We start from the raw sequence: 17,408 nt of genomic DNA, 5'->3' as shown, positions 1-17,408 counted from the left end.
TGTAAAACTACAAAAATAATATGATTACTACAGAACAAGTAAAGGATATTATAGAGCGCCTTGGTGCGTTAAGGAGGTATCTTTGACATCGATAAAAAACTTATAGAAATATCAAACGAAGAAGAAAAAACGTTTGCACCTGACTTTTGGGATAATGCAAAAGAGGCAGAAATAATTATTAGGAATTTACGATCAAAGAAAAAATGGGTCGAAGATTTCAATAAAGCTAATGAATATGTTGAAGAACTTCAAATAATGATGGACTTTCTAAAAGAAGGTGAAATTAGTGAAGAAGAAGTTGAAGAGTTATTCAATAAAACTACTTTACATATTGAAGATATTGAGTTTCGTAACATGCTTTCTGATGAAGGAGACAGTTTAAGTGCTGTACTTCAAATTACTGCTGGTGCTGGCGGAACAGAAAGTTGTGATTGGGCTTCAATGCTAATGCGCATGTATTTAATGTGGGCTGAAAAACAAGGTTACAAAATCAAAGAATTGAATTACCAAGAAGGTGATGTTGCCGGAATTAAAACCGTTACTTTAGAAATAGAAGGCGATTTTGCTTTTGGATACCTAAAAGGCGAAAACGGTGTGCATCGATTGGTAAGAATTTCCCCTTTTGACAGTAATGCTAAACGTCATACTTCATTTGCTTCAGTTTATGTTTATCCTTTGGTTGATGATACTATTGAAATTGAAATTAATCCTGCCGATATTGAAATAACAACTGCACGATCAAGTGGTGCTGGTGGGCAAAATGTAAATAAGGTGGAAACCAAAGTGCAATTAGTTCACAAACCAACTGGAATTCAAATTCAATGCTCTGAAACCCGTTCACAACACGATAATCGTAACAGAGCTATGCAAATGCTAAAATCGCAATTGTATGAAATTGAATTAAAAAAACAATTAGCTCAAAGAGCAGATATTGAAGCAGGAAAAATGAAAATTGAATGGGGTTCTCAAATTCGTAATTATGTAATGCATCCTTATAAATTAATCAAAGATGTTCGTTCAGGCTATGAAACAAGTGATGTTGATGGAGTCATGAATGGAGAAATCGATCAATTTTTAAAAGCATATTTAATGCTCATGGGACAACGAGAAGAAGAATAAACTTCAACTTGAATATTGCAATTGAATATTGTATTTTAGCGAACAAAATTAATGACACAAACAACATATGGACTTAGAATTTAATAAAAACGAAGATTATAATAAATTATTAGTTTCCGATTTAAAACGTCGTTTTGCTCAAGTAAAATTGGGTGGCGGACAAAAACGTATCGATAAATTACATGCAGAAGGTAAAATGACGGCTCGTGAACGTATCGATTATTTATTAGATGAAAAATCTAAAAGTATAGAAATTGGTGCATTTGTTGGAGAAGGAATGTATAAAGAACATGGTGGTTGTCCGTCAGGAGGTGTTGTTGTTAAAATTGGATATGTTTCTGGAAAACAATGCATTGTAGTTGCTAATGATGCAACTGTTAAAGCGGGTGCTTGGTTTCCAATTACAGGAAAAAAAAATTTAAGAGCGCAAGAAATTGCTATTGAAAATAGATTACCAATCATTTATTTGGTAGATTCTGCAGGTGTTTATTTACCATTACAAGATGAAATTTTTCCAGATAAAGAACATTTCGGACGTATTTTTAGAAATAACGCTGTAATGAGTAGTATGGGAATTACCCAAATTGCTGCTGTAATGGGTAGTTGTGTTGCTGGTGGTGCTTATTTACCTATCATGAGTGATGAAGCAATGATTGTTGATAAAACTGGAAGTATTTTCCTTGCCGGAAGTTATTTAGTTAAAGCTGCCATTGGTGAAAGTATAGATAATGAAACTCTTGGTGGAGCAACTACGCATTGCGAAATTTCTGGAGTTACCGACTTTAAGGCGAAAGACGATGCAGCAGCTTTAGACCGAATTAAAAGTGTTGTAGGTAAAATTGGTGATTTCGATAAAGCAGGTTATAATCGAGTGAAAGCGGTGAAACCAAAATTAGATCCAAAAGAAATTTACGGAATTCTTCCAAAAGCGCGTAATGAACAATATGACATGATGGAAATCATTCATCGAATGGTTGACAATTCTGAATTTGAAGAATATAAAGCGGGTTACGGACAAACAATTATTACGGGTTACGCTCGTATAGACGGTTGGGCGGTTGGAATTGTAGCTAATCAAAGAAAAATCGTAAAAACAACGGCTGCAAAAACAAAACCAAGCGAAATGCAATTTGGTGGTGTTATTTATTCTGATTCTGCTGATAAAGCGACTCGTTTTATTGCCAATTGTAACCAAAAGAAAATTCCCTTGGTCTTTTTACAAGATGTAACTGGTTTTATGGTAGGTAGTAAATCAGAACATGGCGGAATCATAAAAGATGGTGCTAAAATGGTAAATGCTGTTTCTAATTCTGTTGTACCAAAATTCACAGTAATTATTGGAAATTCATACGGAGCAGGAAACTATGCAATGTGCGGAAAAGCATACGATCCAAGATTAATATTTGCTTGGCCAAGTGCAGAATTAGCAGTTATGAGTGGAAACTCAGCGGCTAAAGTACTGGTTCAAATTGAGGCTGCAACCTTAAAAAAACAAGGAAAAGTAGTTGATGAGCAAGTTGAAAAAGAATTATTTGACAAAATTAAAGCTCGTTATGATGAACAAGTTTCACCTTATTATGCAGCTTCGCGTTTATGGACGGATGGAATTATTGATCCGTTAGAAACAAGGACTTGGCTTTCAATGGGAATTGAAGCGGCCAACCACGCTCCTATTGAAAAGCCTTTTAATCTTGGGGTTATTCAAGTTTAAAATAATAAAAAACAAAATTTTTAAATCTTAAAATATCAAATTATGAAACTATTAAAAGGAATTTTAGCAATTGTATTATTTAGCATTTTTACAATTTCATGTAATGATGCAAAATCTACTCCATCTGAAGAAGTTGCAACAGAAATTGTTAAAGATTCAACTGAAAGTAAAAAAGCATGTTGTGCTGAAAAAGGTAAAGAGGCTAAAGAGTGCTCTGGAGAAAATAAAAAAGCATGTTCTGCTGATACTAAATCTTGCAAAGGAGATTGCAAAAAAGAAAATTGTACAGATAAAGAGGCGAAATCATGTGGAGCAGATTGCAAAAAAGAAGCTAAAAAAGCATGTTGCTCAGATAAAAAATCAGAAACAACTGAAAAAACAGAATAAATTAAATAGTATTTTATAAAAGATAAATAAGCTGTTCTATTAGAATGGCTTATTTTATTTATAATTCCATGAATGATTTTTTTCAACATTTTAAAACCAATATTTCAGGTATTAATTTACCAGAAAAATTTACATTTCCATTCTATTACGAACCCAATGAATTGAGTAAAATTGCTTCTCAAGAATTGCAAAATTACCTTGAAAATCAAACCGATTTTGAACATAATTTCGGGTTAGATGAAACTCAAAAAGGATTAGTAATTGGAAAAATGTTTGGTGTTTTAGTGTGCGAAAATTCAAAAGGAGAATTAGGTTATTTAGCTGCGTTTTCTGGAAAATTAGCAGATTCCAATCATCATAAAAAATTTGTTCCAACAGTTTATGACATGTTGGATGAAAACGGATTTTATAAAATTGGGGAAAATAAATTAAATCAAATTACCAAAGAAATTGAGGTTTTAGAACAAGATTTAAAATATTTAGAAGCACTTGAAACACTAAAAAACATTCAAAACGAAGCTGAAATTGACTTAAATCGTCAAAAAAAGGTGATGAAATTGCAAAAGGAACTTCGAACAGAAAAACGAACAAATCCGAATTGTAATATTGAAGAACTCAATAAAGAAAGCCAGTTAGAAAAGATTCTGTTTAAAAAAATGACAAAATATTGGGAATACAAAATTGCTGATGCTGAGAAAGAAGTAAACTTATTTACCAATGAAATAAATGCTAAAAAAGAAACTAGAAGAATCAAATCTGCTCAATTACAACAACAATTATTTGATAATTATGCTTTTTTGAATCAATATAAAAACTCAAAAAGTTTAGGTGAAATATTCGAGAACAATCCGCCAGCTGGTGCAGGAGAATGCGCTGCTCCTAAATTATTGCATTATGCGTTTCAAAATAATTTAAAACCAGTTGCAATGGCTGAATTTTGGTGGGGAGAATCTCCAAAATCAGAAATTAGAAAACATAAACAATTTTACCCTGCTTGTACTGGCAAATGTGAACCAATTTTGAAACACATGCTCTTGGATATTGAAATGGATGAAAATCCGTTTTTAAATAATACTGCAGAGCATCAAAATATAGAAATTGTATTTGAAGATAATTATTTAGCAGTAATTCATAAACCACATGAATTTTTATCTGTTCCTGGGAAAAATGTAAAAGATTCAGTTTACCAAAGAGTTAAAGAACTATATCCTAATGCAACCGGACCGTTAATTGTTCACCGATTAGACATGTCTACTTCAGGATTAATGCTCATTGCAAAATCGGAAGAAGTGTATAAAAACCTACAAAGTCAGTTTATAAAACGAACCGTTCAAAAAAGATATGTGGCAATTTTAGATGGAATTGTTCTTCAAAATGAAGGTTTTATTGATTTACCTTTACGAGTAGATTTAGACAATCGTCCTAATCAATTGGTTTGTTACGAACACGGAAAATCGGCAAGAACAAAATTTGAAGTAATTAGTAGAGAAAACAACAAAACACGCATTCACTTCTTTCCTATTACCGGCAGAACGCATCAATTACGAGTACATGCTTCACATAAATTAGGCTTAAATTGTCCAATAATTGGTGATGATTTGTACGGAACTAAAGCAGATAGATTACATCTTCATGCTGAAGAAATTACGTTTGAACATCCTATAAATAAAGAAAGAATTACTATTTTAAAAAAAGCTGAATTTTAGTTTTTTAACGAAATAGTAACAAAACATATAAATCAACTACTTATATTTACTTTAGAAAATATAAAAATGAAAAAACTACTTATTATCGGATTCCTTTTTTTGGGTATCGTCGAAATTACAGCACAAAAATTCACACGTAGAGATTCTCTTCAAGGTGGAATGCGTTTTGAGCGTACTTGCTTTGACGTACTTCGCTACGATTTAAATATCAAAATAAACCCAGAAGAAAGAACTATTGTTGGTTATAACGATATTAGTTTCAAAGTTGTAGAAAATACTTCAAAAATTCAATTGGATTTATTTGACAATATGAAAATAGATTCTATTATTTGGAACAAGCAAAAACTTACTTATAAAAGAGACTTTGATGCTGTATTTATCAGTTTTCCAAATGAATTAAAGCAAAATACTTCTGAAAAAGTGCGTTTTTATTATTCTGGTAAACCAAAAGTGGCTAAAAATGCACCTTGGGATGGCGGATTTGTATTTAAAAAAGACAGTAATAAAAACCATCATATTGCAGTTGCGGTTCAAGGAACTGGTGCTAGTTTGTGGTTTCCTGTTAAAGATTCTCAAACAGACGAACCAAATAATGGTGCTTCAGTAAGAGTTGCTGTACCAAACGGCTTAATGAATGTTTCTAACGGAAGATTTAAAGGTTCAGAAGATTTAGGAAACGGTTTTACACGTTGGGATTGGGAGGTTATTAATCCAATTAACAACTATACAATTACTGTAAATATTGCTGATTATGTACATATTCATGACAAACTAGACGATTTAGATTTAGATTATTATGTGCTTCGTGAAAATGAGGAAAAAGCACGTAAACATTTTGAGGAAGATGTAAAACCAATGATGAATTGCTTTCAAACAAAATTTGGAAAATATCCATTTTGGGAAGATGGTTATAAGCTTGTAGAAACACCTTATTTAGGTATGGAACACCAAAGTGCAGTTGCCTATGGTAATAAATATAAGAAAGGTTATATGGGCTTCGATTTATCAGGAACTGGAGTTGGAATGTTCTTCGATTATATAACGATTCATGAAACGGGTCACGAATGGTTTGGAAATAGTATTACAAGTAAAGATATTGCCGATATGTGGATTCATGAAGGATTTACAACTTATAGTGAAACTGTTTTTATTGAATGTATGAAAGGGTACGAACCTGCAATGAAATATATTAATGGTCAAGCCAAAAACGTAGCAAATGACCGACCAATTATTGGTCAATTTGGTGTTAATAATGAAGGAAGTGGCGATATGTATTACAAAGGTTCTCTTTTACTAAATACATTGCGTCATGTTGTAAACGATGATGAAAAATGGTGGAAAATAATTTTAAAGTATTCTGAAACTTTTAAAAAGCAAATTATCGATACCGATATGGTTATTGCTTTTTTTAATGAAGAAACAGGAATGAACCTTAAACCCGTTTTTAATCAGTATTTAAAAACAACAAAAATTCCAGAATTAACATATAAAATTAACGGAGATAATTTAACTTATTATTGGACCAATGTAAATGAAGACTTTAATATGCCAATTGATTTTGAATATGATAAAAAAACAATTCGTTTATTTCCTACAACAAGTCCGCAAGAAGTAAAATTAAAAAAGCTGAAAAAATCTAAAAGCTACCAAATTTATGACAACAAGTTTTATATAAGTATTAAAGAAGACATGTAGTCTTCTTTTTTATTACAATTTAATGTTAAAAAAAACTTTAATTAATTTATTTTTAATAACTTAGAGTATCAATAATTGAGGTTGTCTAAAAAGAATTTATTTTGGAAATCAAAATAATAAACCTATTTAAATTGAATTCATAAATAGGTTTATTGCACGTTTAGTTTAAAAGTTTCTGCACTTTTTAGACAACCTTTATTTTTTGTAAAGTAGCTTTTCTATTAATTTTATTAGTTGATGTTTCTATAAACTTATCAATATAATACACGTTTTTAGGAGTTTCATATTTTGATAAGTGTTCAAATATATTTGCGCTTAAATTTAAGTCAATATCCGATTCGATAACTAAAATTACTTTTTGTCCTAACTTTTTATCTTCTTGTGAACCTATAAAAAAGCGGTTTTTAATTTTTTCTTGCAATTTAAATTCTATTTCTTCTGGTGAAAATTTTATTCCTCCACTATTTATAATATTATCAAATCTTCCTTTCCAAATAAATTTCTTATCAGAAATTAATTCAACTAAATCGTTTGTAATGATAGTTTTTTTAGCAACTTTAGGCGCATCAACAATTAAACAATTTCTGTCATCTATTGAAAAAACGACATTTGGTAACGCTTCAAAACAATTATTTTCAATGCGTTTCATTGCCACATGAGATACGGTTTCGGTCATTCCATACGTTTCAAAAATAGTTGTTGTTGCATTTTTTAGTTTGTCTATTAAAACAGAGTTTACTTGAGCACCGCCAATAATTAATGTTTTAATTTGATGTAATTGAGCAATAGAATCTTCTACTTGCATAGGAACCATTGCTACAAAGTCATAATTTTTAGTAATAGATTTTAACGGAGTACTTGAAAGTTCAACTGCATCTAATTCTAATCCTAAAATTAAAGCTCTAACCAGCATTAATTTTCCTGCAATATAATCCGCAGATAAACACAATAATGCGGAATCACCTGGTTTCAAATTTAAAAAATCGCCAGTTGAAAGTGCAGAAGCAACAACGAATTGTTTTTCAATTTTAATTATTTTAGGTTTTCCTGTTGTTCCTGATGTTTGTACTTCAATATATGGTTTTTCGTCTAACCAATTTAAAAGAAACTTAAAAATAACTTTTTCATATTCATCACCTTCTTTAATATAACTAACAGCTACTCTTTTAATTTGTTTAAAATTTAAATGAACTCCATTAAATTTAAAGCGATTGTGAACGTTTTTATACGTTAGTGTTTTCTGTAACATTATCTATATTTAAATTTCCGGTTAACTTTTTACTCCAATTATTCCATTTATACTTTTTAGCAAATAGTAAAATCAATATTGGAAAAACTATAAAAACAGGTAAAATTATATCAAAACCTGCAGCGGGTTCAGCTATATCCTTAAAAATTGAATGCGTTTGAAAAGCAGTCCAATCAGCCGTTACCAATAAAGCGCCAATTAAATTATTTGCAGCATGAAAACCAAGAGCCAACTCTAAACCTTCATCCATAAGTGTAATAAGACCTAAAAAAAATCCGGTTCCTATGTAATAAACCATTATAATGTAACCCATTTTACCAACTTCTGGATTAGCAATATGCATAAGTCCAAACAAAACTGAAGTTACAATTAAAGGAATTAATCGGTTATTAGTTGCTAAACCAATTCCTTGCATCATATGGCCTCTAAATAAATATTCTTCAAAACTTGTTTGTAAAGGAATGAATATAATAGCAATTACTAAAAAAACTAAAAATTTATTCAGCCTAAAATTCAATACAAAATTCTCAGGATTCAGATAATAAGATCCTAAAACCATTATAATGCTTATTAAACTCCAAAGCGAAAATGAAAAGAAAATTCTTTTCCAATCAATTTTTTTTCTAGAAGTGGTTAACATAGTAATAGATTGATTTTGAACATATTTAACCCAAAACAACAAAAACAAACACGCAATTGACAATGGAGTAATTATCATTAAAAAAGTTCCATTAACACCAATCATTTGTATGGTTTGTTGAATCATAATTGCAGTATCAACTCCGTCTGATTCTATATAATTCCAAACCATTAAACCAATAAATGATAAAGGTAATGGCAAATACAGCCAAAGGTTTGGTTTTTTATTTTTTAATTGTTCAATAAACATAATAGTATATTTAGTTAGTACAAAGTTAATTCTTTTCTTCAATCTACTATTTTTTCTTTCTTTGTAAAAAATAAAAATTATGATCACAATTTATCACAACCCAAGATGTTCTAAATCAAGAGAAGGAGTTTCATTTTTAGATAGTTTAAACTTAGAATTTAAAACCATAAAATACCTCGATGAAACATTAACTAAAGAAGAGTTACAATCAATACTTAAAAAGTTAAATTATAAACCAATTGAATTAGTTCGAACTAAAGAAAAAATTTGGATTGAAAATTACAAAAACAAGCAATTAACTGATGATGAAATTATTAACGCAATGATTGAAAACCCAAAATTAATTGAAAGACCAATAATTATAAATGGAAATAAAGCTGTAGTTGCTAGACCAACTGATAAGATGAAGGAAATTTTATAACTCTTTTAACAAAGTATTGTGATTTCGTCATTAAACCAAAGGGTATTTTTGCAATCTAAATTGAAATCATATAAATAAGAATCATGTCAAACATTAAAAATTTTATTGCGTTAAGCTTACTAATCTTTACAAGTTTAAGTTTTGCACAACAAAGACCAGAAGTAAAAAAAGTGACTATCTCTGGTACAATTTTAGAAAAAGGTACAAATATTCCTTTAGAATATGCAACGGTTGTACTTCAAAATGCTAAAAAACCTGAAATACTTACGGGAGGAATTACAGATATTGACGGTAAATTTAGTTTTGAAGTTAATGCAGGTGAATATAATGTTAGATATGAATTTATTTCATTTAAAACTGTATCAGTAAAAAACAAAAAAATAACTAGTGATACTAACTTAGGAACAGTATTTTTAGAAGAAGATATTGCACAATTAAATGATGTTGTTGTTGTAGCAGAAAGATCAACTGTAGAAATTAAGCTAGATAAAAGAGTTTATAATGTTGGTAAAGACATGACAGTTAAAGGAGGAACCGTAAGTGATGTTTTAGATAATGTACCTTCGGTAACAGTTGACCCAGATGGAACCATTGCTCTTAGAGGAAATGAAAATGTTAGAATTTTAATTGACGGCAAACCTTCTGGTTTAGCAGGAATAAATATTGCCGATGCATTAAAACTTTTACCAGCAGATGCTGTAGAAAAAGTAGAAGTAATTACAAATCCATCAGCTCGTTATGATGCTGAAGGAAGTGGAGGAATTATAAATATTGTTTTAAGAAAAGGAAAAGCACAAGGTATAAATGGCTCTGTAGTACTTTCTGTAAGTGATCCAGAATCATATGGTGCAAGTACAAACTTAAACTATAGATCAGATAATTTTAATTTATTCTCAAACTTTGGATATAATTATAGAAATTCTCCAGGAAACTCATTAACAGATTCTGAATATTTTAATAATGATGGTACAACAAGTGCTTTCATTAATGAAAGAAGAACTAACGAAAGATTAAACGAAGGTTACAATGCTAATTTCGGAATTGATTTATTCTTAAACAAATCTACAACTTGGACAAATTCCTTAACTTTTACAGAAGGAAGAAGTAAAAATCCAGACGATGTTTACTTCTATAATTATGACAATACCTTTACTCCTACATTTGTAAGAAATAGATTTAACGACGAAAGAGGAAACGATTTCAGCTTTGAATATGCTACTAACTTTACAAAAAACTTCAAAAAAGAAGACCATAAATTAACAGTAGATATCGCAATATCTCAAAACAGAGATAACGAAAGCTCAATTATTACAGACCAAATTGTGGGAGACAATAGTTCCCTATTTACAGAAACTACATTAAACAATCAAAAACAGCAACGTAATCTATTTCAAGCTGATTATGTATTACCAATTGGCGAAAATGGTCGTTTTGAAGCAGGTTATAGAGGTAGTTTCCAAAAAAACTTAACCGTATTTGAAATTGAACCAAATACAGCTTATTCAAATACTCTAGAGTACAATGAAGACATTAATGCTTTATATGCACAATATGGAAATAAAATAAACAAGTTTTCTTATTTCTTAGGAATGCGCTTTGAAGATAGTAACATCGATGTTAATTCTTTAACAGCAAATGATTATAATAATAAAAAATACAATAACTTTTTCCCTTCAGCTACTATTAATTATGAAATTTCAGAATCTAATAGCTTAAGTTTAAGTTACAGTAAAAGAATTAACAGACCAAGAGGAAGATTCCTGAATCCATTCTCTTCTTACTCTAGTAATATTAACATATTTCAAGGAAATCCCGATTTAGATCCATCATATACAAATGCAATAGACTTAGGTTACCTTAAAAGATGGAGTAAATTAACTTTAAACTCATCTGTATACGTAAACATAACAGATCAATCGTTTGAATTTATTAAAAAAGAATCAGGGTTAGAAGTAGATGGTATTCCAGTAATTCTAAGTACACCTATTAACCTTTCAAAAGAATATAGAGCAGGTTTCGAATTCAATGTAAACTACTCACCTTATAAATGGTGGAAATTAAACGGAAACTTAAATGTTTTTAGAGTTGAAAACGATGGAGATTATTCATACACTGATTATTTAGGAAATAATGTAGTTCAAAATTTTGACAACGTAGCAACAACATGGTTTACAAGAGCCTCGTCAAAAATAACACTACCTTATGAAATAGATTGGCAAACAAATGTAACTTATAGAGCTCCTCAAACAACAGCTCAAGGTAAGCGTTTAGACATGACATCTGTAAACCTTGCATTTAGTAAAGACATCTTAAAAGACAAAGGATCAATTTCATTAAACGTAAGCGATTTATTCAATACAAGAAAAAGAAGATTCAATTCAGAACTTGATGCTGTAAACTCATACACAGAATTTCAATGGAGACAACGTCAAATAACATTAGCCTTTACGTACCGTTTTAACAAAAAGAAAAACGAAAGAGAAAATCAAAAAAGAGAAGATGCCGGCGGAGATGCTGAATTCATGTAAAACAAAAAAAGTCCCAATTTAAATTGGGACTTTTTTATTATAAAGAAAAAAATTATTCTTCTTTATCCTGTTGTCTTTTAGCTTTCTTCTCTTTAATTAACTCAATAATAGAACCGCCCAACCAATATTGAACAAACCCTACTAAAAATATCATCAACCAAAAACCTATTGTTAAAATGGTTAAGAAAAGTAAAAAACCTAAATACTGTTGAAATTCAAACATGTTTTCCGGAATTTTTGAATGTAAGCCAAAGATAATAGGAAATATCAACATCAACAATAATATTACACAATTTCTTTAAAAAAATATAGTTTATGCGGCGTGCCCTCCATTCCATTACGGTCGGGCTATGCGCTATATCTTTTATTCCATTACCATTTCATAAAAGGATGCCGCTGCTATCCCTCACGCAAAATCATTGCATCAAACAAAATTTTATTATAAATTAGCAATATAATGTTTGATTACAAGTATAAATACCAAGGTCAAGAGTTTGAAGAGGAATTAGGAAAGAATACTTATGCTTATGAATGGAGAGATTATGACCCTACAATCGGTCGTTTTAACAAAATCGATAGATTCTCTGAGAAATACTTAGGCGTAAGTACTTATGCTTTTTCTGCTAATAGTCCAATCCAGTATAGAGAAATAGCTGGAGATAGTATTCATGTCGTTTTAAGAAGTAGGGGGGTTAATAATTCAACTAATATTCAAAAACTGTATTGGGGACAGAACAATAATGGTAATTACTCATTTTTTGATTCAAGCAATGGTTCAGCATATCAAGGAGGAGACCAATTTGTAGCAGATTTAACTAATGCATTAAATAGTTTAATGAGTGGCGGAATTGTAGGAAATAACTTAGTAACTTCATTAGCTGGTGACCTAAACAACAATGTTGAAATTTTGTCTTCTAATGAAAATAAAGCTGGTTTTGATGGAAGTTTTGTAAAGTGGAATTCAAGTAATACCAATGGAGCTCCTGACAACCAACCTGGAAACAATAATCAAAGACCTACTTTTATTAGTTTAGGTCATGAATTAGCTCATATTAAGGATTCATGGAGTGGTACTTTAGACCAAAGCCGATGGTTTAGTGTACCAAATGCGAATGGAGGTTTTACCCCAATCCCTAAAGCAGAGATTTATTCTACCCATGTTGAAAATCAATTACGATCAGAAAACAATCTTCCTTTAAGAACAAGTTATGCTGCAGACCCAAATGGCAACCCTGCTGGACCTAGCATATTGTTTCCAGGTACTCGTGAAAGTAGGTTTTATGATTCAAATGGAAATTCAAATGGAAATTCAATTAATAGAAGAAGACAAACGCCTTATAAATATTAAAAATGAAAAATAAAATTATAATGTTATTAACTATTTTATTATTTAGTTGTTCTGTTACACAAAAAGTAACCAGTAATAATGATATATTTTTAGTAATAAAAAATAGTTCTAAAAAAAACAAATGTGGTGCATATCCAGATTTATTTTATCAGAATAAGAATAAGTTAACAACAAAGATAGATTTTTTTGATTTTCAAAAAGATACAATTTATTTTATACAAGAGTATAATATTCAAACTGGTGAGTTAAAAGAGAGTTTTTGGAATAAAATAGATAAAGTTGAATATAGAAGTCATATGAGAAAAATTGAATTGTCAGATATAAAAATATTTGATGACGAAGTTTATAGTATAGTAAACACATGGGATATTAAGTCTATAAATAGTGTTTCAGATAGTTTTGGAGCAAATGCTAAAACTGCATTTAAGGTTATTTTAGAGAATAATAAAGCAAAAGTAGAATGTGTTTCATGGTAAATCTTATAAACCCTGATTGTGAGGATTTGCAATCTGCACCCACAAAGTAAATAAAAAATCACAGGCGAGCAATTAAAACGGTTCGCCTTTTTCAATCCAACAAAACAAATACTAAATCCAATTATTAAATCATAACACCAAACCACAACACATTTAAAGCCTCTTAGAACGCAATATCTATTTCGTTTGGTATAATAATTAATGTGTTTCTTTGTCACCCTGACGCAAGGAAGGGTCACACCAGTAGCTAAACAGAATAAATTCAAGTAATTTAATGAGATTCCTCATTTCTAAACCCCATATAAAACAAAAAACCCCATCCGGTTAGGATAGGGTTTTTAAAAGAAAGGCGGTGTCATACTCTCCCACAGGATTGCAGTACCATCTGCGCAAGCGGGCTTAACTTCTCTGTTCGGAATGGGAAGAGGTGAGCCCCGCTGCAATAACCACCTTAAGAGGTTAAATTGCTTTAGGCAATTTTTTCAAGTTTAATTATCAATTATTAATTGTTAATTATCCATTGAATAATATCTTAACATACTGAGACAAGAAAATCATGTTTGTATAGAAAGTTTCTCCCTCCCACCGAAGTGGGAGGAAAATGTACATAAGCTTACGGGTTATTAGTACTACTTGACTATGACATTACTGCCTTTACATCTATAGCCTATCAACCTAGTCATCTTCTAGGACCCTTAAAAGAAATCTCATCTTGTGGTGGGTTTCGCGCTTATATGCTTTCAGCGCTTATCCCTTCCAAACGTAGCTACTCTGCAGTGCTCCTGGCGGAACAACAGATACACCAGCGGTTTGTCCAATTCGGTCCTCTCGTACTAGAATCAGATCCACTCAAATTTCTTGCGCCCACAGTAGATAGAGACCGAACTGTCTCACGACGTTCTGAACCCAGCTCGCGTGCCACTTTAATGGGCGAACAGCCCAACCCTTGGGACCTTCTCCAGCCCCAGGATGTGACGAGCCGACATCGAGGTGCCAAACCCCCCCGTCGATATGAGCTCTTGGGGGAGATCAGCCTGTTATCCCCGGCGTACCTTTTATCCTTTGAGCGATGGCCCTTCCATGCGGAACCACCGGATCACTATGCTCTACTTTCGTACCTGATCGACCTGTATGTCTCTCAGTCAAGCTCCCTTATACCATTGCACTCTACGCACGGTTACCAAGCGTGCTGAGGGAACCTTTAGAAGCCTCCGTTACTCTTTTGGAGGCGACCACCCCAGTCAAACTACCCACCAAGCAATGTCCCCCGAAAAACGGGGTTAGGCCCTAGATAAGCAAAGGGTTGTATTTCAACAATGACTCCACAACGCCTAGCGACGCCACTTCACAGTCTCCAACCTATCCTACACATCACTTATCCAAGGTCAATACTAAGCTATAGTAAAGGTGCACAGGGTCTTTTCGTCCCACTGCGGGTAAGCGGCATCTTCACCGCTACTACAATTTCACCGAGCTCATGGCTGAGACAGTATCCAGATCGTTACACCATTCGTGCAGGTCGGAACTTACCCGACAAGGAATTTCGCTACCTTAGGACCGTTATAGTTACGGCCGCCGTTTACTTGGGCTTCATTTCAATGCTTCTCCGAAGATAACATCTCCACTTAACCTTCAAGCACCGGGCAGGTGTCAGGCCCTATACTTCATCTTACGATTTTGCAGAGCCCTGTGTTTTTGATAAACAGTCGCCTGGATCTTTTCACTGCGGCCACGCATTTGCGTGGCGACCCTTCTCCCGAAGTTACGGGTCTATTTTGCCTAATTCCTTAGCCATGAATCTCTCGAGCACCTTAGGATTCTCTCCCCAACTACCTGTGTCGGTTTACGGTACTGGTACTTATAATCTAAGTTTAGAAACTTTTCTTGGAAGCCCTTAGGCACACTATCCCTTTGTCCGAAGACTCCGAGTACTATCGATCTTTGCCAGAATCTGCGGATTTGCCTACAGTCTCTATAGCTACAATCTTCAACGAACTATTCCGTCAGTTCGCGGTGCTTTCATCACTCCGTCATTCCATCACAATTATAAGTAGTACGGGAATATTAACCCGTTGGCCATCCACTACCCCTTTCGGGTTCGCGTTAGGACCAGACTAACCCACAGCTGATTAGCATAGCTGTGGAAACCTTAGTTTTTCGGTGTGCGGGTTTCTCGCCCGCATTATCGTTACTTATGCCTACATTTTCTTTTCTAAACAGTCCAGCATGACTCACATCACACCTTCGACCCAGTTTAGAATGCTCCCCTACCACTTGTAATAAATTACAAATCCATAGCTTCGGTAGTATACTTATGCCCGATTATTATCCATGCTCGTCCGCTCGACTAGTGAGCTGTTACGCACTCTTTAAATGAATGGCTGCTTCCAAGCCAACATCCTAGCTGTCTAAGCAGACAAACCGCGTTATTTCAACTTAGCATACATTTGGGGACCTTAGCTGATGGTCTGGGTTCTTTCCCTCTCGGACATGGACCTTAGCACCCATGCCCTCACTGATGAGGACCATTATATAGCATTCGGAGTTTGTCAGGAATTGGTAGGTGGTGAAACCCCCGCATCCAATCAGTAGCTCTACCTCTATATAACTATATTTCATCGCTGCACCTAAATGCATTTCGGGGAGTACGAGCTATTTCCGAGTTTGATTGGCCTTTCACCCCTACCCACAGGTCATCCCAAGACTTTTCAACGTCAACGGGTTCGGTCCTCCACTTTGGGTTAACAAAGCTTCAACCTGCCCATGGGTAGATCACACGGTTTCGCGTCTAACACTACTGACTAAAGCGCCCTATTCAGACTCGCTTTCGCTACGGATCCATGGCTTAACCACTTATCCTTGCCAGCAACGTTAACTCGTAGGCTCATTATGCAAAAGGCACGCCGTCACCCCACTTAAGGGCTCCGACCGCTTGTAAGCGTATGGTTTCAGGATCTATTTCACTCCGTTATTCACGGTTCTTTTCACCTTTCCCTCACGGTACTGGTTCACTATCGGTCTCTCAGGAGTATTTAGCCTTAGCGGATGGTCCCGCCAGATTCATACAGGGTTTCACGTGCCCCGCACTACTCAGGATACCACTATTCATATCTTCTCTTACTTATACGGGACTATCACCCTCTATGGTTAACCTTTCCAGGTTATTCTAATTCAATCCGCATGAAATGTCGTGGTCCTACAACCCCAATATTGCCGTAACAACATTGGTTTGGGCTAATCCGCGTTCGCTCGCCACTACTTACGGAATCACTTTTGTTTTCTTCTCCTCCGCCTACTTAGATGTTTCAGTTCAGCGGGTTTACTCTCCTATCGGAGTGACATGTCTTCAACATGCCGGGTTGCCCCATTCGGATATCTACGGATCAATTCGTGTGTGCCGATCCCCGTAGCTTTTCGCAGCTTATCACGTCCTTCATCGCCTCTGAGAGCCTAGGCATTCCCCATACGCCCTTATTTTGCTTATTGTACTTGTTTTATTAAATATCCTACATAAGTAGAATACCCAAAAATTTGTGCTTTCTATATATTTAATATATTTTCTTTTCTCAATATGTCAATGAACTTGTGGCGCGTCGCCACTGACAATAATGCCAGTTTTAACGTATAGCCGTTGTGGAGAATATCGGAGTCGAACCGATGACCTCTTGCGTGCAAGGCAAGCGCTCTAGCCAGCTGAGCTAATCCCCCAATTTTAAATCCAAAATTATGAATTCAGAATTATGAATTGTGAATCCCAACTTCTAGAATTTCCTTATAAGTTAAAAAAGTAGTCCCGGGCAGACTCGAACTGCCGACCCCTACATTATCAGTGTAGTACTCTAACCAGCTGAGCTACGAGACTCTGTTTTTTACTTATAT

12 protein-coding genes, 2 tRNA genes and 2 rRNA genes are annotated in these 17,408 nt (G+C 33.5%); 9 read left to right on the top strand and 7 right to left on the bottom strand.

The window, feature by feature from the left end; translation table 11 throughout:
- Positions 1-20: 20 nt before the first annotated feature.
- The 5 genes from prfB to OLM55_RS08820 all read left to right on the top strand — a co-directional run bounded on the left by prfB (position 21) and on the right by OLM55_RS08820 (position 6,618).
- Positions 21-1,119 (top strand): peptide chain release factor 2 gene (prfB, locus tag OLM55_RS08840; protein ID WP_264558540.1). Its coding sequence is split into 2 segments (ribosomal slippage): positions 21-83 and positions 85-1,119, totalling 1,098 coding nucleotides; the frame shifts between segments, so codons are not numbered across the junction.
- 67 nt (positions 1,120-1,186) lie between these two features.
- On the top strand, positions 1,187-2,830 hold the full coding sequence (locus OLM55_RS08835) for an acyl-CoA carboxylase subunit beta (RefSeq protein ID WP_264558539.1): 1,644 nt from the start codon (positions 1,187-1,189) through the stop codon (positions 2,828-2,830).
- 42 nt (positions 2,831-2,872) lie between these two features.
- Complete coding sequence (locus OLM55_RS08830; RefSeq protein WP_264558538.1) at positions 2,873-3,217, top strand: hypothetical protein; 345 nt, start codon at positions 2,873-2,875, stop codon at positions 3,215-3,217.
- Between the two features lie 44 nt (positions 3,218-3,261).
- Positions 3,262-4,923 carry an RluA family pseudouridine synthase gene (locus OLM55_RS08825; protein ID WP_264558537.1) on the top strand — a complete coding sequence of 554 codons (1,662 nt, stop codon included), beginning with the start codon at positions 3,262-3,264 and terminating at the stop codon, positions 4,921-4,923.
- Positions 4,924-4,989: 66 nt separating this feature from the next.
- Positions 4,990-6,618: a M1 family metallopeptidase gene (locus OLM55_RS08820; RefSeq protein WP_264558536.1), complete on the top strand. Its 1,629-nt coding sequence runs from the start codon at positions 4,990-4,992 to the stop codon at positions 6,616-6,618.
- A 184-nt stretch (positions 6,619-6,802) separates the two neighbouring features.
- On the opposite strand, the gene OLM55_RS08815 is transcribed toward OLM55_RS08820, so the two are convergent.
- Together OLM55_RS08815 and OLM55_RS08810 are read right to left on the bottom strand one after the other, a co-directional pair.
- The gene (locus OLM55_RS08815; protein ID WP_264558535.1) at positions 6,803-7,867 is read right to left on the bottom strand and encodes an AMP-binding protein; all 1,065 of its coding nucleotides are present in this window, start codon (positions 7,865-7,867) and stop codon (positions 6,803-6,805) included.
- The gene (locus OLM55_RS08810) at positions 7,842-8,798 is read right to left on the bottom strand and encodes a CPBP family intramembrane glutamic endopeptidase (protein ID WP_319800091.1); all 957 of its coding nucleotides are present in this window, start codon (positions 8,796-8,798) and stop codon (positions 7,842-7,844) included. Before OLM55_RS08810 ends, OLM55_RS08815 begins: the two co-directional genes overlap by 26 nt.
- A 37-nt stretch (positions 8,799-8,835) precedes the next feature.
- Between OLM55_RS08810 and arsC the strand changes: the two genes are divergently transcribed.
- Together arsC and OLM55_RS08800 are read left to right on the top strand one after the other, a co-directional pair.
- Entirely contained in the window at positions 8,836-9,177 is a 342-nt protein-coding gene (gene arsC, locus OLM55_RS08805) for an arsenate reductase (glutaredoxin) (RefSeq protein ID WP_264558534.1), read from the top strand.
- A gap of 83 nt (positions 9,178-9,260) precedes the next feature.
- Positions 9,261-11,705: a TonB-dependent receptor domain-containing protein gene (locus OLM55_RS08800; protein ID WP_264558533.1), complete on the top strand. Its 2,445-nt coding sequence runs from the start codon at positions 9,261-9,263 to the stop codon at positions 11,703-11,705.
- Positions 11,706-11,757: 52 nt separating this feature from the next.
- Here the strand turns inward: OLM55_RS08800 and OLM55_RS08795 are convergent, their stop codons facing one another.
- On the bottom strand, positions 11,758-11,928 hold the full coding sequence (locus OLM55_RS08795; RefSeq protein ID WP_264558532.1) for a hypothetical protein: 171 nt from the start codon (positions 11,926-11,928) through the stop codon (positions 11,758-11,760).
- Between the two features lie 234 nt (positions 11,929-12,162).
- Here OLM55_RS08795 and OLM55_RS08790 point away from each other — a divergent pair, with 234 nt between their 5' ends.
- A complete protein-coding gene (locus OLM55_RS08790) occupies positions 12,163-13,053 on the top strand; it encodes a M91 family zinc metallopeptidase (protein WP_264558531.1) in 891 nt (296 codons plus the stop codon).
- Between the two features lie 2 nt (positions 13,054-13,055).
- Complete coding sequence (locus OLM55_RS08785; protein WP_264558530.1) at positions 13,056-13,529, top strand: hypothetical protein; 474 nt, start codon at positions 13,056-13,058, stop codon at positions 13,527-13,529.
- A 344-nt stretch (positions 13,530-13,873) separates the two neighbouring features.
- On the opposite strand, the gene rrf is transcribed toward OLM55_RS08785, so the two are convergent.
- The 4 genes from rrf to OLM55_RS08765 all read right to left on the bottom strand — a co-directional run bounded on the left by rrf (position 13,874) and on the right by OLM55_RS08765 (position 17,391).
- Positions 13,874-13,983 (bottom strand): 5S ribosomal RNA (gene rrf, locus OLM55_RS08780).
- 149 nt (positions 13,984-14,132) lie between these two features.
- A 23S ribosomal RNA gene (locus OLM55_RS08775) occupies positions 14,133-17,015 on the bottom strand.
- 148 nt (positions 17,016-17,163) lie between these two features.
- Positions 17,164-17,237 (bottom strand) — tRNA-Ala (locus OLM55_RS08770).
- 80 nt (positions 17,238-17,317) lie between these two features.
- Positions 17,318-17,391 (bottom strand) — tRNA-Ile (locus tag OLM55_RS08765).
- Positions 17,392-17,408 lie beyond the last annotated feature (17 nt).

This window comes from Flavobacterium sp. N2270 (assembly GCF_025947225.1).
Lineage (GTDB): Bacteria > Bacteroidota > Bacteroidia > Flavobacteriales > Flavobacteriaceae > Flavobacterium.
Note: the sequence above shows the minus strand (reverse complement) of the source record. Positions and strands in the feature narration are given on the sequence as shown.

Excerpts from the sequence above, each read along its gene's own strand:
- OLM55_RS08795 (WP_264558532.1), bottom strand. The coding sequence starts at position 11,928 with ATGTTTGAATTTCAACAGTATTTAGGTTTTTTACTTTTCTTAACCATT.
- OLM55_RS08820 (WP_264558536.1), top strand. The coding sequence starts at position 4,990 with ATGAAAAAACTACTTATTATCGGATTCCTTTTTTTGGGTATCGTCGAA.
- arsC (WP_264558534.1), top strand. The coding sequence starts at position 8,836 with ATGATCACAATTTATCACAACCCAAGATGTTCTAAATCAAGAGAAGGA.
- OLM55_RS08800 (WP_264558533.1), top strand. The coding sequence starts at position 9,261 with ATGTCAAACATTAAAAATTTTATTGCGTTAAGCTTACTAATCTTTACA.
- OLM55_RS08815 (WP_264558535.1), bottom strand. The coding sequence starts at position 7,867 with ATGTTACAGAAAACACTAACGTATAAAAACGTTCACAATCGCTTTAAA.
- OLM55_RS08825 (WP_264558537.1), top strand. The coding sequence starts at position 3,262 with ATGGCTTATTTTATTTATAATTCCATGAATGATTTTTTTCAACATTTT.
- OLM55_RS08785 (WP_264558530.1), top strand. The coding sequence starts at position 13,056 with ATGAAAAATAAAATTATAATGTTATTAACTATTTTATTATTTAGTTGT.
- OLM55_RS08790 (WP_264558531.1), top strand. The coding sequence starts at position 12,163 with ATGTTTGATTACAAGTATAAATACCAAGGTCAAGAGTTTGAAGAGGAA.
- OLM55_RS08830 (WP_264558538.1), top strand. The coding sequence starts at position 2,873 with ATGAAACTATTAAAAGGAATTTTAGCAATTGTATTATTTAGCATTTTT.
- OLM55_RS08835 (WP_264558539.1), top strand. The coding sequence starts at position 1,187 with ATGGACTTAGAATTTAATAAAAACGAAGATTATAATAAATTATTAGTT.